The organism is Piscinibacter lacus (assembly GCF_016735685.1).
In the GTDB taxonomy this organism is placed as follows: Bacteria; Pseudomonadota; Gammaproteobacteria; order Burkholderiales; family Burkholderiaceae_C; genus Aquariibacter; species Aquariibacter lacus.
Genome location: NZ_JAERRA010000002.1, coordinates 543575 through 561759 on the forward strand (window position 1 = coordinate 543575; position 18185 = coordinate 561759).

Consider the following 18185-nt stretch of genomic DNA (forward strand, 5'->3'; position numbering starts at 1 on the left):
CGGCGGCCGCCCATGAAAAAAGCGCCCGGGGCCGAAGCCCGGGGCGCTTGTCGGACGGGCCGGATCCGCGCAGCGGCCCGGCCGGTCGGCGGAAGGCTCAGACCGAGAAGGACGAGCCGCAACCGCAGGTGGTGGTGGCGTTCGGGTTCTTGATCACGAACTGCGCGCCTTCCAGGTCGTCCTTGTAGTCGATCTCGGCGCCGGCCAAGTACTGCAGGCTCATGGCGTCGATCAGCAGGGTGACGCCGTTCTTCTCCATCGAGGTGTCGTCCTCGTTGACGATCTCGTCGAAGGTGAAGCCGTACTGGAAGCCCGAGCAGCCGCCGCCTTGCACGAAGACGCGCAGCTTCAGCTCGGGGTTGCCCTCCTCGTCGACGAGTTGCTTGACCTTGTCGGCCGCGCTGTCGGTGAAGACGATCGGCGCCGGCGGGGCGCTGGGCAGGATGCTGGGGCTGGTGCTGGTTTCGGCCAGGGCGCTCATGGGATTCCTCCTCGGGAAGCGGGTTGCGGTCCAAGCCGCGGTGAGGCGTATTGTGGACCCGGAAACAGACAAGCCGCCCGGGGGCGGCTTGTCGTGGGGACGGGCATGAGGACTTGGCCGGGCCAGGTCCTCCACCCATCGGCCGGGATCAGCGCTTGCTGAACTGCTTGGCGCGACGGGCGCCGTGCAGACCGACCTTCTTCCGCTCGACTTCGCGGGCGTCGCGGGTGACGAAGCCCGCGCGGCTCAGTTCGGGCTTGAGGGCCGAGTCGTAGTCGATCAGGGCGCGGGTCAGGCCGTGACGCACAGCGCCTGCCTGGCCAGATTCGCCGCCGCCGTGGACATTGACCTTGATGTCGAAGGCTTCGCCGTTGTTCGTCAGCAGCAGGGGCTGCTTGACGATCATGATCGAGGTCTGGCGGCCGAAGTACTGCTCGACCGGCTTGCCATTGACCGTGATCTGGCCGGTGCCCTTCTTGATGAAGACCCGCGCCACCGAAGACTTGCGACGGCCGGTGCCGTAATTCCAATTGCCGATCATCGCCGCTCCTTAGATCTCAAGCGTCTTGGGCTGCTGGGCGGTGTGCGGGTGCGAGGCACCGGCATACACCTTCAGCTTCTTGACCATCGCGTAACCGAGCGGGCCCTTGGGCAGCATGCCCTTGACGGCCTTTTCGAGTGCGCGGCCCGGATGCTTGGCCTGCATGTCCTTGAACTTCGTGGCGTAGATGCCGCCGGGGAAGCCCGAGTGACGGTAGTAGATCTTGTCGTTGGCCTTGTTGCCGGTGACCCGGAGCTTGTCGGCGTTGACGATGACGATGAAATCGCCGGTATCGACGTGAGGCGTGTAGATGGGCTTGTGCTTGCCACGCAGACGGAGAGCGACTTCGCTGGCCACTCGTCCGAGCACCTTATCGGTGGCATCAATCACAAACCACTCGTGCGTCACATCAGCCGGTTTGGCGCTGAAGGTCTTCATGACGAATCCAAGAGTGGAAACTGGGCTGGAATCCGGCGCGGTCGGTGCCCCTTGTGGTGCCGCGGATGCGGCGGGGGGCCTCTTAGGCGCCGCGTGGCCTTGACCCGAAGGCGCCGCGCTCCTTTGCGCAGGCCCCAGAACCGCGGACACGTCTTCCTGCAGCCAAAAAACAGGAAGCCTGCGAGTGTAGCCGGAAAGCGCTGCACCTCTGCGATCTCATCGAGACCAAGCCAAGTGGCTGCGTTGACGGTGCGGTTTCGGGTTTACCCTTAGTATGGGCCATGAACCCCGAGCGAGCGATCCCGACCGATCCCGTGCTGCTGCGCGAGCCCAGCCCCCTGCCCCCCGCGCAGCGCACCGGCGCGCTGCGGCGCTGGGTGCCGATCCGCTCGCTGACGGCACAGGACCGCAAGGCGCTCGCCACGCATCTGCTGGCCCTGGATGCCGACGACCGCTACCTGCGCTTTGGCCAGGCCCTGTCGGATGCGCAGATCCTGCATCAGGTCGAGGCCATGGATTTCGGCCGCGACGAGGTCTTCGGCATCGTCAACCGCCGCCTGCAACTCATCGCAACCGCCCACCTAGCCTATGCACCCGAGGCGGAACGCATCGGCCGGCTGGCGATGGCCGAGTTCGGCGTCTCGGTGCTGCCCCGGGTGCGCGGCCGCGGCTACGGGGAGCGGCTCTTCGACCATGCCGTCATGCATGCCCGCAACCGCGGCATCGCGACCCTCTACATCCATGCCCTCAGCGACAACCGCGTGATGCTGCACATCGCCCGCAAGGCAGGCGCCATCCTGGAGCGCGAGGGCAACGAATCCGAAGCCTGGCTGCGCCTGCCGCCCGACACCCTGGCCAGCCGCTTCGAGGAACTGGTCGAGACGCATGCGGCCGCCTTCGACTACCACCTCAAGCAACAGGCCCAGCGCGTGGGCGAGCTGATCGAGGTCGTCGGCGAAGTGCGCGAGCACCTGCGGCGCGAGGGCGGCGGCAGCGCACAGCAGTGAGGCCGCGGCCCGCCCGCATGCGACCATCCCCCGATGGCCGCTGACGCACACCCCGCCCCCGAGGCCCCCTATGCGGAGCTGACGCCGCACCGCATCCTCGACCGGCTGGAAGACCTCGGCCTGTTCGGCGACGGCCGCCTGCTGCAACTCAACAGCTACGAGAACCGCGTCGTCCAGGCGGGGCTGGAGGACGGCGGCTTCGTCGTGCTGAAGTTCTACCGCCCGGGCCGCTGGACCGAGGCGCAGATCCTGGAAGAGCACAGCTTCGCAGCCGAACTGGCCGCGGCGGAGGTGCCAGTGATCGCGCCGCTGGTGCTGCAGCCGGTGGACGGCGCAAGGCTGCGCGACGAAGCGCCGCCGCTCGAACACCTGGGCCGCCCTGCGACCCTGGCCCGGCGCGGCGCGCTGCGCTGGGCCGTCAGCCCGCGCGCCGGCGGCCGCACGCCCGAGCTGGACGACCCCGAGGTGCTGCTGCGCATCGGCCACTGCCTGGGCCGCATGCATGCCGTCGGCCGGCGCCAGCCCTTCGCGCACCGGCCGCGGCTGGACCTGGCCCGGCTCGGCGAACAAGCCCGCGCGACCGTGCTGGCCAGCCCGCACCTGCCGCTGGACCTGGCCGGCCGCTGGCGCGACACGGTCGATGCCCTGCTCGACCGCGTGCGCGAGCGCTTCGCCGCCCAGCCCGGCTTGCGCTGGCTGCGCGCCCACGGCGACTGCCACCCCGGCAACCTGCTGTGGACGGAGGCCGGCGGCCCGCACTTCGTCGACCTTGACGATTGCGGCACCGCCCCAGCCGTGCAGGATCTGTGGATGCTGCTGCCCGGCGACGAAGCCGGCAGCCGCCAGGCCCTGGCCGCCCTGCTGGAAGGCTATGAGGCCTTCTGCGACTTCGACCCGGCCGAGCGGCGCCTGATCGAACCACTCCGCAGCCTGCGCCTCATCCACCACAGCGCCTGGCTGGCCCAGCGCTGGGCCGACCCGGCCTTCCCCGCCGCCTTCCCCTGGTTCGACAGCCCGAGCTACTGGGCGCAGCAGACGGTGCAGTTGCAGGAACAGATCGAGCGGCTCGACGAGGGCCGCTGAGCGGCACACGCCCGGCCCGGCGGCCGGCCGCGTGCCGCCGCCTCAGGCGCTGAGCAGCGCGTTCACACGACGCACATAGGCGGCTGGGTCCTCAAGCTGGCCGCCCTCGGCCAGCCAGGCCTGGTCGAAGAGGATCTGGGCCAGGTCGCCGAAGCGGGTGCCGTCCTCGCGCAGGGTGTCGAGCTTCTTCAGCAGCGCATGCTCGGGATTGACCTCCAGCACCGGGCGAAAGGGCGGCGCGTCCTGGCCGGCCTGCTTGAGCAGGCGGGCCAGGTGGCCGCTCATGTCGCCTTCCTCGCTGACCAGGCAGGCCGGCGACTCGACCAGGCGGGTGGTCACGCGCACATCCTTGGCCCGCTCGGTCAGCGCGGCCTTGAGCTGCTCGACCAGCGGCCGGGCGGCCTCGGCGGCGGCCTCGGCCTGCTGCTTCTCGGCCTCGTCGGCCAGCTTGCCCAGATCGACCGCGCCCTTGGCGACGCTCTGCAGCGGCTTGCCTTCGAATTCGTGCAGGTGGCTGAGCAGCCACTCGTCGACGCGATCGGTCAGCAGCAGCACCTCGATGCCCTTCTTGCGGAAGACTTCGAGCTGCGGGCTGCCCTGGGCCGCCGCCAGGCTGTCGGCGGTCAGCACATAGATGGCCTCCTGGCCTTCCTTCATGCGGGCCACGTAGTCGGCCAGGGACACGCCCTCCTCGGCCTGGGTCGAGGCAAAGCGCAGCAGCTTGGCCAGGCGTTCCTGGTTGGCGTAGTCCTCGCCGATGCCCTCCTTGAGCACCGCGCCGAAGTCCTTCCAGAAGGCCGCGTACTTGGCGCGCTCGGCCGCATCCTCGCTGGTGGCCAGCGCCTCCAGCATCGACAGCACGCGCTTGGTCGAGCCCTCGCGGATGGCCTTCACGTCGCGGCTTTCCTGCAGCAGCTCGCGACTGACATTGAGCGGCAGGTCGTTGGAATCGATCACGCCCTTGACGAAGCGCAGGTAGACCGGCATCAGCGCCTCGGCATCGTCCATGATGAAGACGCGCTTCACATAGAGCTTCACGCCGCCGCGCTTGTCGCGGTTCCACAGGTCGTAGGGCGCCTTGGCCGGGATGTAGAGCAACTGCGTGTACTCGCTGCGGCCCTCGACGCGGTTGTGCGTGTGGGCCAGCGGTGGCGTGCTGTCGTGGCTGAGCTGCTCGTAGAAGGCGTGGTAGTCGGCTTCGCTCAGCTCGGCCTTGGGTCGCGCCCACAGGGCGGCGGCCTTGTTGACGGTCTCCCACTCGTCGGCGACGGTCTGCGCGCCCTTCTCGGCATCCCAGATCTCCTTGCGCATCTGGATGGGCAGGGAGATGTGGTCGGAGTACTTGCCGACGATGGCAGCCAGCTTCCAGCGCGAGAGGAACTCGCCCGCATCCTCGCGCAGGTGCAGGATCACGTCGGTGCCGCGCGGCGCGCGCTCGATGGCCTCGACCTCGAAATCGCCGGTGCCCGCGCTGCTCCAGCGCACGCCCTGCGCGGCCGGCAGGCCGGCCCGGCGCGATTCCACCGTGATGCGGTCGGCGACGATGAAGCCCGAATAGAAGCCCACGCCGAACTGGCCGATCAGGCTGGCGTCCTTCTTCTTGTCGGCATCGAGCGCGGCCATGAACTCGCGGGTGCCGCTCTTGGCGATGGTGCCGAGGTGGGCGATGGCTTCGTCCGCGCTCAGGCCGATGCCGTTGTCGCTGATCGTGAGCGTGCGGGCCTCGGCATCGAAGGCGATACGGATGCGCAGCTCGCGGTCCTCGCCCCACTTGCTGTCGTCGGCCAGGGCCTCGAAGCGCAGCTTGTCGCAGGCGTCGGAGGCGTTGGAGACCAGCTCGCGCAGGAAGATCTCCTTGTTCGAGTACAAGGCATGGGTCACGAGGTGCAGCAACTGCTGGACCTCGGCCTGGAAGGCATGGGTGTGCTTGCTCATGAGGCGTGGGGCAGGGTCGCGAAGATCGAAAAGCCGCCCGTAGGCGCAGGCCGGCAGGGCCGCCGCGAACGGGCTTCCGGGTAACACCCAAGTAGATGGGGCGGGCCACCCGGCTTTCAAGGCCGGGGAACCACAGGCCCGCTGACGGCTCAGCCCATAAGCTCGCCGCCCCAGAAGAACAGAAGGAGACGCCATGCCCCAGCCCACCGACCGCCTGGCCGTGCCCCCCGAAGCCGCTGCATCGGCAAGCGGCCTGCCCGATCTGGCCCCGGCCGCTGAAGCCGCCGCCAGCGCCTGGCCGGCGAGTGCGGCCGGCGGCCTGGATGCCGCCGTGGCCGTGCCCGCCGAAGCCGCCCGCTGGACGCTGGACACCCTGCGCGACCTGGACCCGGTGCTCGGCCTGGCCGGCCTGGTCATCGTCGCCGTGCTGGCCGGCGATCTGGTGCAACGCCTGCTCAAGCTGCCGCGCCTGCTGGGCTGGATGGCCATCGGCCTGCTCGCCGGCCCGCCGGCCCTGCGCCTGATGGCGCCGGCCGATCTGGACCCCTGGAAGCCGCTGATCGACCTGGCCATGGGCGTGCTGCTCTTCGAGCTGGGCAGCCGGCTGCGGCCGCGCTGGCTGATCGACAACCCCGGCCTCGCGCTGCAGATCGGCGCCAGCGCCCTGGCCGCGGGCGGCCTGGTCGGCCTCAGCCTGGTCGCCCTGGGTGCACCGGCGGGCGCCTCGGCCCTGGTGGCGGCGGTGGCCATGAGCAGCTCGCCGCTGATCGCCATGGCCCTGCTGCATGCCAGCCAGCCGCGCGGCCAGGTGACCGAGCGCCTGCTGATGGCCAGCGCCTTCAGCAGCGTGCTGGCCGTGCTGGCGGTGCAGGCCCTGACCGTGCTGGCCCCGCCGCTGGTGGGCGGGGCCGGCGCGACGGCGGCCGAGAGCGGCTGGCTGCCGGCCCTGCTGCGGGCCGGCATGGTGCTCAGCGGCAGCGTGATGTTGGGCCTGGCTGCGGCGCTGGCCCTGGACGCCCTGACCCGACCGGTGCGCGATGCCGGCACCCATGCCGTGCTGCAACTGGCCATGCTGGTGGTGGCGGCCCTGCTGGCCGGCGGCTGGAAGTTCTCGCCCATGTTGACCCTGCTGGTGCTGGGCATGGCGGCGCGGGCGCGCATGGGCCACCGGCTCAGCGTTGCGCCCCAGCTCGGCAGCGCCGGGGCCGCGCTGGGCGTGCTGCTCTTCGTCAGCCTGGGCCTGCTGTCGACCCTGGACGGGCTGGCCACCGTCTGGCCCTGGGTGCTGGCCATCGTGCTGGCCCGCGCCCTGGGCCTGAGCCTGGGCGTGCTGGGCACGGCCCGGCTCAGCGGCCTGGGCTGGCGCCAGGCCGGCGCCCTGGCCCTGGCCCTGCAATCGATGACGCCCACCGCCCTGCTGCTGGGCCTGGGCAGCTATGCCTGGACCCTGGGCCGGGACGAGGCCGAGCAGGCCCTGTGGCAGGCGCTGATGATCGCCACCACGCTGATGCAGTTGCTGGGGCCGGTGCTGGGCCGCTTCGCCCTGGCCCAGGTGGCGGGCGAGGTCAGCCCGCCCGCCCGCAGCCCCGGCCCGCGCGCCGGGCCGCCGGCCAGCCCGGCCGTGCCGCCGGCGGCCAGCCCCGGGGCGGCCGGCCCCCTGCCCGCCGTTCCGCAGGCCGCTGCAGCGGGGCCGCTGCTCGGCGCGCCCGAGCGCCCGCCCACCCGCGCCTGAGCGCCCCCACCGGAGCCCCCGATGCCGCTGCAAGCCTTCACCTCCTCCGAGTCGCTGACCCTGGGCGTCGAGCTGGAACTTCAGATCGTCGCCACCCACGACTTCGACCTGGTCGCCCAGGCCGACGACCTGCTGCGCGAGACCGCCCGCCACACCGGCGCCTGGGACATCAAGCCCGAGATCACCCGCTCGATGATCGAGATCGGCAGCTCGATCCAGACCCGCCACGAAAGCCTGCGCGACGAGCTGCGCGACCTGCGCAGCCAGATCAGCGCCGCCGCGCGCAAGCTCAATGTGGCCATCGCCGGTGGCGGCACCCATCCCTTCCAGCACTGGAGCCAGCAGCAGATCACCGCCAGCGAGCGCTACCGCTACCTGTCGGATCTCTATGGCTACCTGGCCCAGCAGTTCACCGTCTTCGGCCAGCATGTGCATGTGGGCTGCCGCGACGGCGACCAGGCCCTGTGGCTGCTCCATGCCCTGAGCCGGTATGTGCCGCACTTCATCGCGCTGTCGGCCAGCTCGCCCTTCGTGCAGGGCGTGGACACCGGCTTCGACTCGGCGCGGCTGAACTCCGTCTTTGCCTTCCCGCTCTCGGGCCGCGCGCCCTTCGTGCGGAGCTGGGACGAGTTCGGCAGCTACTTCGACAAGATGACCGCCACCGGCGTCGTCCAGTCGATGAAGGACTTCTACTGGGACCTGCGGCCCAAGCCCGAATTCGGCACCATCGAGCTGCGCGTCTGCGACACGCCCTTGACGGTCGACAAGGCCGCCGCCCTCGCCTGCTACCTGCAATGCATCTGCCGCCAGTTGCTGGAGGAGCGGCCCCTGGAGCCGGCCGAGGACGACTACCTCGTCTATACCTTCAACCGCTTCCAGGCCTGCCGCTTCGGCCTGCGCGGCGAGTTCGTCGATCCCAAGACCAAGCAGCGCATGCGCCTGCGCGACGACATCCTGCGCACCCTCGTGCGCCTGGACGAGCATGCGCTCGACCTGCAGGCCCTGGAGGCCACGCAACTGCTGCGCGACAGCCTCTTCGAAGGCAACGATGCCGACCGCCTGCGCGCCCTGCATGCCAGCGGCTCGCCGCTGCCGGCCGTGGTGGAAGCCGCGGCGCAGCGCTGGATGCAGGCCTGAGGCCGGGCCCGCGGCGAACTCAGCCAGCCTCGGGCGCGAGCTTCAGGCCGACCCGGCCCAGCACGCCGAAATCCACCTCGACCCGGTCGCCCGGCGCGATGGCCAGCGGCTTCATGCAGGTGCCGGTGGTCACCAGGCTGCGCCGGCCCAGGCCCAGGCCCAGGGCCGAAAGCTCGTTGACCAGCCAGGTCAGCGCCAGGCGCGGGTCGTCCAGCACATTGGCGCCCTGGCCTTCGCGGTCGATCACGCAGGTTTCCTCGCCATCGACCTTGCGGAAGACCTGGCCGCGCACGCGGTGGGCCGCCAGGTCCAGGCTGCGCCAGTCGGCGCCCGCACCCGGCTCCGGGGCATCGCCCAGGGCATAGCGGCCGGCGCAGGCGTTGTCGGCCAGGAGCTGGGCCTCGCCGACCACGGTGAAGTCGGCAAAGCGCGAATCGGGCAGCTCGATCGAGGGATGCAGGCTGGCGACGGCGGCCATCACCTCGTCGACCGTGTAGTCGCTGGCGCGGGGCGGCAGGTCCCGGCCCATGTGGAAGGTGAACTCGGGCTCGGCCACGCGCATGCGGTTGCCGGCCAGAGGGAAGGTGTCGCCATCGCGGCCGATCTGGCCGCCGAGCAAGCGGCCGGCCAGCGGGCCGCTGACGTTGATGTGCCGCTGGCCCTCGATGCTGGTGGCGGCGAGCTTCCAGCCCAGCGGCACGCGGCCGGCGACCTCGGGCAGCAGGGCCTGGGCTTCGTAGCCCTCGGCCCGGCTGCTCGGGCGCTGGCCGGGGGGCAGGTGGTCCAGCACGGTGCCGGCTTGCCAGTGGGCCCAGATGCTGCGGGCGGCGGCGCGGGGGTCGAAGCTCATGCGCTGAGCCCGTCGACGGCGTCGGCTGCGGTCGCGGCGGCGGTCCAGGCCGGGGCGGCGCCCTCGGGCTTCGGCGCATGGCCGAGCCCATGCAGCCGCACCGGGGCCGGCTCGCCCGCCGCGGCGGGGCTGGCGCAGCCTTCCTCGTCCTCGTCGAAGGCCTTGTCGCCGGCGGCATCGGGCAGGCCGGTGGCCTGGAGCGTGGTGAAGGGGTAGAGCGCGCGGTCCTGCAAGTGCGAGGGCACGATGTTGCCCAGCGCGCGGGCCATGTTCTCCAGCCGGCCGGGATGCTCGCGCTCCCACGCCTTCAGCATGTAGCCCACCTGCTTGCGTTGCAGGTTCTCCTGGCTGCCGCAGAGGGTGCAGGGAATGATGGGGAAGTCGCGGTGCTGCGCCCAGGCGATCAGGTCGTGCTCGGGCACATAGGCCAGCGGGCGGATCACCACATGCCGGCCATCGTCGCTGACCAGCTTGGGCGGCATGCCCTTGAGCTTGGCGCCGAAGAACATGTTGAGGAAGAAGGTCGCCAGCATGTCGTCGCGGTGGTGGCCCAGCGCGATCTTGGTGGCGCCCAACTCGTCGGCCACGCGGTAGAGGATGCCGCGCCGCAGCCGCGAGCACAGGCTGCACAGGGTCTTGCCCTCGGGCACCAGGCGCTTGACGATGCTGTAGGTGTCCTGCTCCTCGATGTGGAAGTCCACGCCGCGTGACTGGAGGTAGGCCGGCAGCACATCCTCCGGGAAGCCGGGCTGCTTCTGGTCCAGGTTGACGGCGACCAGGCTGAAGTCCACCGGCGCGCGCTTCTGCAAGTTGATCAGGATGTCGAGCAGGGCATAGCTGTCCTTGCCGCCCGAGACGCAGACCATGACCTTGTCGCCGGCCTCGATCATGTTGAAGTCGCCGATGGCCTGGCCGACCAGGCGGTGCAGGCGCTTGCTGAGCTTGTTGGCCTCGAAATTCAGCTTGCGGCCCTCCGCGGTGCGCAGCACGGCCTCGGCGGCAGCGGCCGTGTCCTCGGGCGACAGGGAAAGTTCGGCGCTCATCGGCGGTCCTGGGTCGAACGGGAAGACGGGGGATGCGCGAGGCCAGGCCTCAGGCCGCGTCCTTGAACAGCATGACCTCCACGCCGACGGCACGGCTGTCGGCATAGACATCGGGCTTGGCGGTGGACAGGGCCACCGCCCGCACCTGCGGATGGGCCAGCAGGCGGCGGGCGATGTCGTCGCAGAGCGTCTCCTGCAAGCCGATGCGGCCCGCGGCGATGCGCTCGGCGATCACCGCGCGGATGAAATCGTAGTCGACCACCTCGTCGATGCGGTCGGCCTGCGGCGTGCTGGCGGCCAGCGGCACGAAGAGATCGACATGGAAGACCAGGCGCTGCGGCGCATGCTGCTCGAAGTCGTGGATGCCGATCTCGACCGCGCGCACATGCTCGCAGAGGAAGAGCCGGCGGCAGCCGGCCAGGCGCGGATCGCGCGCCCAGCTGGCCACGGCCGCATTGCCGGAGTGGATGGGCGGGGGGCTGCCTGCGGCGCTCATGCGTCCACCTCGTCGCCCATGGGCGTGGCGGGGGGGTGGGGGTTGGCCTCGCCGCGCACGAGGAAGATCACATCGCGCGGCTGGGCGCTCAGGTGCTGGCCGCCGTCGACCAGCAGGGTGGTGCCGGTCACGGCGCGGGCGCGCGCCAGGTAGACCACGGCCTCGGCGATGTCCTCGGCGCCCGAGGATCGGCCCAGCGGTGTCATGCGGTGAGCCTGCTCGAACTCGCCCAGGGTCATGGGGCCCGAGGGCAGGGTGACGCCCGGCGCCACGCCAACCACGCGCACCTCCGGCGCCAGGGCCTGGGCCAGCACCGTGGTGGCGGCCTCCAGTGCGGCCTTGCTGAGGGTGTAGCTGAGGTGGTCGGGGTTGGGGTTCCAGAGCTTCTGGTCGAGCAGGTGGACCATGCAGCCGCGCGGCGGCGGCGCGGCCGGCTCGGTCGTGCGCAGCAGTTCGGCGCGCTGGCGCAGGTGGGTGTGCAGGCCGCGCGCCAGCACGATGGCCGCGCCGGTGTTGACGCGGGCATGGCCTTCCAGCTCGGCATAGCCGAAGCTGGCCACCGTGTCGTGGCGGAAGCGCGAGGCGTTGTGCACGACCACGTCGATGCGCCCCAGGCGGTCGATCACCCGCGGCAGCAGGGCCACGGTGGCGGCTTCATCGTGCAGCTCGGCAATGAAGGCCTCGGCGCGCACGCCGAGGGCGCGCAGCTCGGCCAGCGCCTCGTCGGCGCCGGCCGGGTCGGGGCCGCGGTGGTGCAGGGCGATGTCGTGCCCGGCGCGGGCCAGGGCCAGGGCGATGCTGCGGCCCAGGCGGCGGGCGCCGCCGGTGATCAAGGCAACCGGGCGCTCGGCGGCGAGCTGCTGGGTGTGGAGGGTGGCGGCGAAGGGATGCATGGTCGACGGCAAGGCAGCACAGGCGGGGCCGGCGGCCCGCCGACAATGCCGCCATGCAGACCCCGCCCCGAACGCCCGGCAGTGTACGGAGCCCCTCCGAGCAGGCGGCCGCCGCGCCGGCAAAGCCCCGCCCCCAGGCCGGCGCCGACGCGCCACCGCCGCCCAGCCCGGCCAGCCTCGCCCTGGGCCGGCAGATTGCCCAAGCCGTGCAGGCCGCCGGCGGCTGGATGGGCTTCGAGGACTACATGGCCCGGGCGCTCTACACCCCCGGCCTGGGCTACTACAGCCGCGGCGACCGCCAGTTCGGCACGCTCGCTGCCGACGGCAGCGACTTCGTCACCGCGCCCGAGCTGAGCCCGCACTTCGGCCGCGCCCTGGCCGCCCAGGTGGCCGAGGCCCTGGCCGCCACCGGGGTCGACGAGGTCTGGGAGTTCGGCGCCGGTTCCGGCGCCCTGGCCGCCGACCTGCTGAACGGCCTGCACGCCCTGGGCACGGCGCCGCGCCGCTACACCATCGTCGACGTGTCCGGCACGCTGCGGGCGCGCCAGCAAACCACCCTGGCCGAGCGCGCGCCGGCCCTTGCCGGGCGCGTGACCTGGGCCGATGCCCTGCCCGCGGCCATGCAGGGCGTGGTGGTGGCCAATGAGCTGATCGACGCCCTGCCCGTCGCCCTGCTGCACTGGGACGGCGCGCAGTGGCTGGAACGCGGCGTGGCGCTGGCCCCGGCGGCCAGCCCGGAGGCTGCCCCCGCCTTCGCCTGGGCCGACCGCCCGACGGCGCTGCGCCCGCCCTTGCCGGAAGACCACCCCGGCTTCCCGCCCGGCGCCACCGTCGAGCTGGCCCGCCAAGCCACCGCCTGGGTCGCCAGCCTGGGCGAGCGCATGCAGCGCGGCGCGGCCTTCCTGATCGACTACGGCTTCCCCGAAGCCGAGTTCTTCCACCCGCAGCGCCATGCCGGCACGCTGATGTGCCACCGCGCCCACCGCGCCGACCCGGACCCGCTCGACGCCCCGGGTGACAAGGACATCACCGCCCATGTGGACTTCACCGCCCTCGCCCTGGCCGCGCAGGATGCCGGCTTCGAGGTGCTGGGCTACACCAGCCAGGCGCGCTTCCTGATCAACTGCGGCTTGCTGGATCTGCTGCCGCAGGGCGCCGACCTGCCCGCCCTGGCCGCCCGCGCTGCCGCCGCCCGGCTGATCAACGAGCATGAGATGGGCGAGCTGTTCAAGGTCATCGGCCTGGTCAAGGCGCCGCCGGGGCCGGCCTTCGACGCGCGCGGCTTCCGCACCGGCGACCGCAGCCACCGACTCTGAGACCCACCCTGAAAGCTCGCCCATGCTGCGCTGGCTGATCGTCACCGTGCTCGCCCTGCTGCTCTTCCAGGGCCTGCAGCCCTGGCTGCGCAAGCTGGGCCTGGGCCGCCTGCCCGGCGACCTGGCATGGCGCTGGAAGGGCAAGGTCTGGAACCTGCCGCTGGCCAGTTGCGCCCTGCTGAGCCTGATCGCCATGGGCCTGGCCAAGCTGCTCTGAGCCCCGGCGCGGGCGCCCGTGCCGGGCGCTGTGGTACCCCGTCCACGCCCTGTGACGGGCCTTGCGCCCGGGCTTGAAGATCTGGCTAAAATGCGCGACTTTGGCGCTTTAGCTCAGTCGGTTAGAGCGACGGAATCATAATCCGCAGGTCCGGGGTTCGAGTCCCTGAAGCGCCACCAGACACAGTGCAGCTCCATGCCCCAAGCCCCTGGCCGGTCCCACCGCCCAGGGGCTTGTGCTTTGGGGCAGGGCCTGCCGCAAACCTCGCCTCCCCATGGCTCCCAAGCTGCTGATTCCCCTGCATGAGCGCGCGGGCTTCGACGCGCTGATCGACGCGCGCTCGCCGTCGGAGTTCGCGCTGGACAACCTGCCGGGCGCGATCAACTGTCCGGTGCTCGACGATGCCGAGCGGGCGCGGGTCGGCACGCTCTATGTGCAGCAATCGGCTTTCGAGGCGCGCAAGGTGGGTGCGGCGCTGGTCGCGCGGCGCATCGCCGGATGGGTCGAGGCGCTCTGGTCGCAGCAGGGCAAGGACTGGCGGCCACTGGTCTATTGCTGGCGCGGCGGCATGCGCAGCGGCAGCGCGGTCACGGTGATGCGCATGGTCGGCTGGGATGCCGGCCAGCTCCAGGGCGGCTACAAGGCCTGGCGCGCGCATGCCATCCGGGTGCTGGCCGAGCAAGTGCCGCGGCTGCGCTTGCAGGTGCTCTCGGGCCCCACGGGCAGCGGCAAGACGCGGCTGCTGGGCGCACTGGCGGAACAGGGCGCGCAGGTGATCGACCTGGAAGGCCTGGCCGGTCATCGCGGCTCGGTGCTCGGCGGCCTGCCCGACCAGGCCCAGCCCAGCCAGAAGGCTTTCGAGACCCGGCTGGCCGACGCCGTCGAGCATCTGGACCCGGCCCGGCCGGTCTTCGTCGAGGCCGAGAGCCGGCGCATCGGCCGCATCGCCCTGCCCGATGCGGTGGTGGACACGCTGCGTGCGGCGCCGGTCACCGAGCTGCGGGTCGACCGCAGCCGGCGCCGCGAGCTGCTGCTGGAGGACTACGCCTGGCTGATCGCCGATGCGCCGCAATTGCAGGCGCGGCTGGCGCAATTGCAGGGCCTGCTGCCCAATGCCCTGCTTGCGCGCTGGCAGCAGCTTGCCGCCGAAGGCCCGGCCGCCGAGCTGGCCGAGGAGCTGCTGGCCCTGCACTACGACCCGCTCTATGCGCAGTCGCAGCAGCGTCACCTGCGCGGCCTGGCCGCCGCCGCTGAATTGGCCGTGGACCCATGCAGCCCCCAGGGCCTGGCCGAGGCCGCCGCCACACTGCGCCGCCGCTGCGGCGACTGAGCGAGGGCCTCAGCCCGCCATGCGCCGCCGCAGCAGGTGGCTGAGGGCATCGACCAGGCCGACCATCAGCAGCATGGCGCCGATCAGGGTGGCCGTCTTGCCCATCTGGAACAGGCCCATGTGGAAGGCCAGCAACTGGCCCAGGCCACCGGCCCCGACCACGCCCAGCACGGCCGCCGCGCGGATGTTGTTCTCCCAGCGGTAGAGCGTATAGCTCATGAGCTGAGGCAGCACCTGGGGCAAGGTGGCATAGAGGAAGACGCGCAGCGTGCCCACGCCCTGGGCGCGCAGGGCATCGCCGGGGCCGGAGGGCGCGTTCTCGATCGCCTCGGCGAACAGCCGGCCCAGCACGCCGCTGGTGTGGAAGGCCAGGGCCAGGGTGCCGGCGAAGGGGCCGAGGCCGGCCGAGATCAGCAGCAGCGCGGCCCAGACCAGCTCCGGAATGGCGCGCAGCGCATTCAGCAGCCAGCGGGTGGGCCGCCGCGCCCAGGCCGCATCGCCGCCATGCAGGCGGCTGCCCGGCAGGGCCAGCACCAGGCCGGCCGCGGCGGCCAGCAGGGTGCCCAGGGCCGACATGGCCAGGGTCTCCCAGGCGCCGACCGCCACCTTCTTCAGGAAGGCCGGCGAGGTGTCGGGCGGGAAGAACTCGCCCAGGAAGCGGCCCATGCTGGCCGCCGCCTCGCGCGAGAAGAAGGCTGCCCATTGCAGGTCCAGGCTGAGGAAGCTGGCCAGCACCAGCAGCAGCAGGGCCAGGCTGAACCAGCAGGCGCGGCAGCGGGCATTGAAGAGCCGCGGCGGCAGCTTGTAGGGCGGATTGGCCGCCGCGGGCAGGGGCGGACGCAGGCTCATGCGGGTTGCTTCACAACTTCTCGGAAGGTGTGAATGGACCGGCCGTGTCCGAGCAGGTCGGCCGGAGTCGTCCCATCAAGGCGCAAAGCACAGCCGTAGCCCGGGCTACGGCGAGCATTTGCAACGCCGAGGGCGCGACTCCGGGCGGCATGAGCGGGCATGGTGGGTCCGTTCACACCTTCTTAGCCAAGGCTGCGCCGCAGGCCGGCGCTGACACGATCGGCCCCGGCCACCAGCAGCACGAAGACGATCAGCATGGTCAGCACCTCGCCGCCGTTGAACATCTTCATCGAGTTGTCGAGCTGCTGGCCCAGGCCGCCCGCGCCGACGAAGCCGAGGATGACCGAGGAGCGGATCGCGCACTCCCAGCGGTAGACGGTGTAGCTGCTCAGCTCGGCCGCGTTCTGCGGCAGCAGGCCGTAGAAGAAGGCCTGCAAGCGCCCGCTGCCATTGCGCAGCAGGCTCTGGGTGGCATGGGCCTCGCCGCTTTCCAGGATCTCGCCATAGACCTTGCCCAGCATGCCGCCGTAGGTCAGCGCAATCGCCAGCACACCGGCCGTCGGCCCCAGGCCGACCACCCGCACGAAGACCAGGGCCCAGACCAGCTCGGGCACCGAGCGCAACACGATCAGCAGCCAGCGCGTGAGCTGCCGCAGCAGCGCCGGCCCGCGGGCCATGCGGCCCGACAGCGCCGAGATCGACAGCACCCGGGTGGACAGCAGGGTGAGCGGCAGGGCCAGCGCCAGCGCCAGGGTGACGCCGACGGTGGCGATGGCCACGGTGCGCCAGGTCTCGCGCAGCACCAGGGCCAGGAACTCGCCCTCGGTGGCCGGCGGCACGAAGCTGCGCAGGAAGGCCAGGGTGGGCTTGAGGTTGTCGGGCTCGACCAGGATCCAGGGCTTGAACTCGGTGGCCACCAGCATCGGCCACAGCAAGAGGACCAGCAGCAGCAAGCCCGTGACACGGCCCCGCCAGGCCGGGTCGCGGCGCGGCGCGGCGGGCAGGCCGGCCGCAGCGGGAAGGAGGGTCAGGCTCATGCCTTGAGCGTCGGGCGCGGCGGCTTCAGCGGCAATGCATCACCACCGGCTGCGGCGCAAGCGGCGCGGGCTCGGGCAGGCCGGCCGGCGCGGTGCCGCGCAGCTCATGCTCATGCTGGGCGTAGAGGCGCGCCAGGCAGGCGGCATCGACCTGAGCGGCCGGCAGGTCAAAAGCCAGCCGGCCCTCGCGCAGGCCGACGATGCGCGGGAAATGGGCCAGGGCCACATCGACCTGGTGCAGGGTCGCGACCAGGGTGACGCCGCGCTCGCGGGCGGTGCCGGTGAGGGTGTCCATGGCCTGGATGGCACGGGTCGGGTCCAGGGCCGAGAGCGGCTCGTCGATCAGCCACAGGCTGGCCGGGGCCAGCAGGGCGCGGGCCAGGCCGACACGCTGGCGCTCGCCGCCGGACAGGCGGTCGACCCGCTCGAAGAGCTTGTCGCCGAGGTCGAAGCATTCCAGTGCCGCATGCGCGCCGGGAATGTCGTCGGGATAGAGCAGCGCGCGCAGGCTGCGCAGCAGACTTAGGGCAGGCAGGCGGGCGGCCAGCACCGAGGTGACGACCCGCTGCCGCGGCGGCAGCGGCGGCACCTGCGGCGCCAGGAAGAGCCGGCCGCGCAGCACCTGCCGCGCGGCCTGGCCCAGCGCCCAGGGGTCCTGCCCGCCCAGGCGCAAGTGGCCGGCGGCGGGCTGCATCGCGCAGGCCAGCACCTGGAGCAGGCTGGTCTTGCCCGCCCCCGAGGGGCCGATCACCGCCAGTTGCTCGCCTGCCTCCACATGCAGGTCCAGGCCGCGCAAGGCTGCCGGGCTGCCCGGCTTGGCGGCAGGATGACGGGCCTCCAGCCCGTCCAGGTCAAGCTGCATCGGAAGCTGTCCTCAGACCGGATCAGAGCAGGCCGGCACTGCGGCCCGCGGCTTCCAGGCCCTTGTAGTTCTCGGGCTTGGTCTCGATGTAGCGGCTGGCGCGGTTGAGCTTGAGGATCTCGGCGCCTTCGGGCGTGCTGTCGTCCAGGGCCAGCAGGGCGGCCTTGATCTTCTCGCGCAGATCGGCCGGCAGGTCGGCATGCACCGACCAGTTGTAGTTGAAGAAGGGCGGGGTGGTGAAGAACACATCGACCGCCTTGGTGTCGACCTTGCCTTCGGCGACGAACTTCTTCCACACCGTCACGTCCAGCGCCGCGGCATCGACCTTGCCGCTGACCACCGAGGCGATGGTCGCGTCATGCGCGCCGCTGTAGGCGATGCGCTTGAAGTCCTTCTCCGGGTCCAGGCCAGCATTGAGCAGGTTGCTGCGCGGCATCAGGTGGCCCGAGGTGCTGCTCTGCGAGCCGAAGGAAACCTGCTTGCCCTTCAGGTCCGCCAGGGTCTTGATGCCCGAATCGGTCTTGGCGATGAAGACCGAGGTGAACTTGGTGTCCTCCACGCGCTGGGCGATGGGGACGATCTTGCCGCCCGAGCGGATCTGCGCCTGCACATGGGTGAAGCCGCCGAACCAGACCAGCTCGACCTTCTTGTTGACCAGGGCCTCGACCGCCGCCGGGTAGTCGCTGACCGGGGTGAACTCGACCTTCACGCCGAGCTTCTTCTCCAGGTACTGGGCCAGCGGGGTGAACTTGCGCACCTGCTCGGTGGCAGCTTCCTCGGGGATGGTGGTCACGCGCAGGGTGGTCTGGGCCAGGGCGGCGCCGAGCGGGCCGAGGGCCAGGGCAGCGCCCAGCAACAGGGCTTTGAGGGTGCGCGAGGGCAGGCGATCAAGCATGGCGGTCTCCGGAGGGTGCGAACGGGGCAGGGGGTTGGCGTCT

The 18185-nt window shown here is 71.5% G+C and carries 19 protein-coding genes and 1 tRNA gene; 8 read left to right on the plus strand and 12 right to left on the minus strand.

Annotated features, from left to right (window positions below; genetic code table 11):
* Nucleotides 1–97 precede the first annotated feature (97 nt).
* The 3 genes from erpA to rplM all read right to left on the minus strand — a co-directional run bounded on the left by erpA (nucleotide 98) and on the right by rplM (nucleotide 1460).
* The gene (gene erpA / locus JI742_RS12870; RefSeq protein ID WP_201827487.1) at nucleotides 98–481 is read right to left on the minus strand and encodes an iron-sulfur cluster insertion protein ErpA; all 384 of its coding nucleotides are present in this window, start codon (nucleotides 479–481) and stop codon (nucleotides 98–100) included.
* A gap of 148 nt (nucleotides 482–629) precedes the next feature.
* Nucleotides 630–1022 (minus strand): 30S ribosomal protein S9, encoded by a 393-nt coding sequence (gene rpsI / locus JI742_RS12875; RefSeq protein ID WP_201827489.1) that lies wholly within the window; start codon nucleotides 1020–1022, stop codon nucleotides 630–632.
* Between the two features lie 9 nt (nucleotides 1023–1031).
* Nucleotides 1032–1460: a 50S ribosomal protein L13 gene (rplM, locus tag JI742_RS12880; RefSeq protein ID WP_201827491.1), complete on the minus strand. Its 429-nt coding sequence runs from the start codon at nucleotides 1458–1460 to the stop codon at nucleotides 1032–1034.
* A gap of 281 nt (nucleotides 1461–1741) precedes the next feature.
* Between rplM and JI742_RS12885 the strand changes: the two genes are divergently transcribed.
* Entirely contained in the window at nucleotides 1742–2467 is a 726-nt protein-coding gene (locus JI742_RS12885; RefSeq protein ID WP_201827493.1) for a GNAT family N-acetyltransferase, read from the plus strand.
* Between the two features lie 33 nt (nucleotides 2468–2500).
* Complete coding sequence (locus tag JI742_RS12890) at nucleotides 2501–3550, plus strand: serine/threonine protein kinase (protein ID WP_201827495.1); 1050 nt, start codon at nucleotides 2501–2503, stop codon at nucleotides 3548–3550.
* 42 nt (nucleotides 3551–3592) lie between these two features.
* Here JI742_RS12890 and htpG read toward each other — a convergent pair whose 3' ends face one another.
* Nucleotides 3593–5485, minus strand: coding sequence for a molecular chaperone HtpG (gene htpG / locus JI742_RS12895; protein WP_201827497.1), 1893 nt, complete (start codon nucleotides 5483–5485; stop codon nucleotides 3593–3595).
* Nucleotides 5486–5678: 193 nt separating this feature from the next.
* On the opposite strand from htpG, the gene JI742_RS12900 reads away from it, so the two are divergent.
* The gene (locus JI742_RS12900) at nucleotides 5679–7217 is read left to right on the plus strand and encodes a cation:proton antiporter (protein ID WP_201827499.1); all 1539 of its coding nucleotides are present in this window, start codon (nucleotides 5679–5681) and stop codon (nucleotides 7215–7217) included.
* Nucleotides 7218–7238: 21 nt separating this feature from the next.
* Complete coding sequence (locus JI742_RS12905; RefSeq protein ID WP_201827501.1) at nucleotides 7239–8354, plus strand: YbdK family carboxylate-amine ligase; 1116 nt, start codon at nucleotides 7239–7241, stop codon at nucleotides 8352–8354.
* Nucleotides 8355–8373: 19 nt separating this feature from the next.
* On the opposite strand, the gene JI742_RS12910 is transcribed toward JI742_RS12905, so the two are convergent.
* The 4 genes from JI742_RS12910 to JI742_RS12925 are packed head-to-tail and all read right to left on the minus strand — an operon-like array spanning nucleotide 8374 to nucleotide 11636.
* A complete protein-coding gene (locus JI742_RS12910) occupies nucleotides 8374–9204 on the minus strand; it encodes a 2-keto-4-pentenoate hydratase (protein WP_201827503.1) in 831 nt (276 codons plus the stop codon).
* A complete protein-coding gene (gene ttcA, locus JI742_RS12915) occupies nucleotides 9201–10247 on the minus strand; it encodes a tRNA 2-thiocytidine(32) synthetase TtcA (RefSeq protein ID WP_201827506.1) in 1047 nt (348 codons plus the stop codon). The genes JI742_RS12910 and ttcA overlap by 4 nt, the downstream gene beginning before the upstream one ends.
* A gap of 49 nt (nucleotides 10248–10296) precedes the next feature.
* Nucleotides 10297–10743 carry a dihydroneopterin aldolase gene (locus JI742_RS12920; protein ID WP_201827508.1) on the minus strand — a complete coding sequence of 149 codons (447 nt, stop codon included), beginning with the start codon at nucleotides 10741–10743 and terminating at the stop codon, nucleotides 10297–10299.
* Complete coding sequence (locus JI742_RS12925) at nucleotides 10740–11636, minus strand: SDR family oxidoreductase (RefSeq protein ID WP_201827511.1); 897 nt, start codon at nucleotides 11634–11636, stop codon at nucleotides 10740–10742. The genes JI742_RS12920 and JI742_RS12925 overlap by 4 nt, the downstream gene beginning before the upstream one ends.
* Before the next feature lie 227 nt (nucleotides 11637–11863).
* Here JI742_RS12925 and JI742_RS12930 point away from each other — a divergent pair, with 227 nt between their 5' ends.
* The 4 genes from JI742_RS12930 (at nucleotide 11864) to mnmH (ending at nucleotide 14499) form a co-directional block, all read left to right on the plus strand.
* Nucleotides 11864–12952: a class I SAM-dependent methyltransferase gene (locus JI742_RS12930; RefSeq protein WP_236677086.1), complete on the plus strand. Its 1089-nt coding sequence runs from the start codon at nucleotides 11864–11866 to the stop codon at nucleotides 12950–12952.
* A gap of 22 nt (nucleotides 12953–12974) precedes the next feature.
* A complete protein-coding gene (locus tag JI742_RS12935; protein WP_201827516.1) occupies nucleotides 12975–13169 on the plus strand; it encodes a DUF2905 domain-containing protein in 195 nt (64 codons plus the stop codon).
* Between the two features lie 102 nt (nucleotides 13170–13271).
* Nucleotides 13272–13348 (plus strand) — tRNA-Met (locus tag JI742_RS12940).
* A 95-nt stretch (nucleotides 13349–13443) separates the two neighbouring features.
* Complete coding sequence (gene mnmH, locus JI742_RS12945) at nucleotides 13444–14499, plus strand: tRNA 2-selenouridine(34) synthase MnmH (RefSeq protein WP_201827518.1); 1056 nt, start codon at nucleotides 13444–13446, stop codon at nucleotides 14497–14499.
* A 9-nt stretch (nucleotides 14500–14508) separates the two neighbouring features.
* On the opposite strand, the gene phnE is transcribed toward mnmH, so the two are convergent.
* From phnE to JI742_RS12965, 4 genes are all read right to left on the minus strand, one after another.
* Nucleotides 14509–15348 (minus strand): phosphonate ABC transporter, permease protein PhnE, encoded by an 840-nt coding sequence (gene phnE, locus JI742_RS12950; protein WP_201827520.1) that lies wholly within the window; start codon nucleotides 15346–15348, stop codon nucleotides 14509–14511.
* A gap of 182 nt (nucleotides 15349–15530) precedes the next feature.
* Nucleotides 15531–16385, minus strand: a complete 855-nt coding sequence (locus JI742_RS12955) for a PhnE/PtxC family ABC transporter permease (protein WP_201827522.1) — start codon at nucleotides 16383–16385, stop codon at nucleotides 15531–15533.
* Between the two features lie 25 nt (nucleotides 16386–16410).
* A complete protein-coding gene (locus JI742_RS12960) occupies nucleotides 16411–17247 on the minus strand; it encodes a phosphonate ABC transporter ATP-binding protein (RefSeq protein ID WP_201827524.1) in 837 nt (278 codons plus the stop codon).
* Nucleotides 17248–17269: 22 nt separating this feature from the next.
* Nucleotides 17270–18142, minus strand: a complete 873-nt coding sequence (locus JI742_RS12965; protein WP_201827526.1) for a putative selenate ABC transporter substrate-binding protein — start codon at nucleotides 18140–18142, stop codon at nucleotides 17270–17272.
* Between the last annotated feature and the right edge of the window lie 43 nt (nucleotides 18143–18185).

Bases quoted from the DNA above. Each gene is read 5' to 3' on its own strand.
- erpA (WP_201827487.1), bottom strand. From the start codon at position 481: ATGAGCGCCCTGGCCGAAACCAGCACCAGCCCCAGCATCCTGCCCAGC.
- rpsI (WP_201827489.1), bottom strand. From the start codon at position 1,022: ATGATCGGCAATTGGAATTACGGCACCGGCCGTCGCAAGTCTTCGGTG.
- rplM (WP_201827491.1), bottom strand. From the start codon at position 1,460: ATGAAGACCTTCAGCGCCAAACCGGCTGATGTGACGCACGAGTGGTTT.
- JI742_RS12885 (WP_201827493.1), top strand. From the start codon at position 1,742: ATGAACCCCGAGCGAGCGATCCCGACCGATCCCGTGCTGCTGCGCGAG.
- JI742_RS12890 (WP_201827495.1), top strand. From the start codon at position 2,501: ATGGCCGCTGACGCACACCCCGCCCCCGAGGCCCCCTATGCGGAGCTG.
- htpG (WP_201827497.1), bottom strand. From the start codon at position 5,485: ATGAGCAAGCACACCCATGCCTTCCAGGCCGAGGTCCAGCAGTTGCTG.
- JI742_RS12900 (WP_201827499.1), top strand. From the start codon at position 5,679: ATGCCCCAGCCCACCGACCGCCTGGCCGTGCCCCCCGAAGCCGCTGCA.
- JI742_RS12905 (WP_201827501.1), top strand. From the start codon at position 7,239: ATGCCGCTGCAAGCCTTCACCTCCTCCGAGTCGCTGACCCTGGGCGTC.
- JI742_RS12910 (WP_201827503.1), bottom strand. From the start codon at position 9,204: ATGAGCTTCGACCCCCGCGCCGCCGCCCGCAGCATCTGGGCCCACTGG.
- ttcA (WP_201827506.1), bottom strand. From the start codon at position 10,247: ATGAGCGCCGAACTTTCCCTGTCGCCCGAGGACACGGCCGCTGCCGCC.
- JI742_RS12920 (WP_201827508.1), bottom strand. From the start codon at position 10,743: ATGAGCGCCGCAGGCAGCCCCCCGCCCATCCACTCCGGCAATGCGGCC.
- JI742_RS12925 (WP_201827511.1), bottom strand. From the start codon at position 11,636: ATGCATCCCTTCGCCGCCACCCTCCACACCCAGCAGCTCGCCGCCGAG.
- JI742_RS12930 (WP_236677086.1), top strand. From the start codon at position 11,864: ATGGGCTTCGAGGACTACATGGCCCGGGCGCTCTACACCCCCGGCCTG.
- JI742_RS12935 (WP_201827516.1), top strand. From the start codon at position 12,975: ATGCTGCGCTGGCTGATCGTCACCGTGCTCGCCCTGCTGCTCTTCCAG.
- mnmH (WP_201827518.1), top strand. From the start codon at position 13,444: ATGGCTCCCAAGCTGCTGATTCCCCTGCATGAGCGCGCGGGCTTCGAC.
- phnE (WP_201827520.1), bottom strand. From the start codon at position 15,348: ATGAGCCTGCGTCCGCCCCTGCCCGCGGCGGCCAATCCGCCCTACAAG.
- JI742_RS12955 (WP_201827522.1), bottom strand. From the start codon at position 16,385: ATGAGCCTGACCCTCCTTCCCGCTGCGGCCGGCCTGCCCGCCGCGCCG.
- JI742_RS12960 (WP_201827524.1), bottom strand. From the start codon at position 17,247: ATGCAGCTTGACCTGGACGGGCTGGAGGCCCGTCATCCTGCCGCCAAG.
- JI742_RS12965 (WP_201827526.1), bottom strand. From the start codon at position 18,142: ATGCTTGATCGCCTGCCCTCGCGCACCCTCAAAGCCCTGTTGCTGGGC.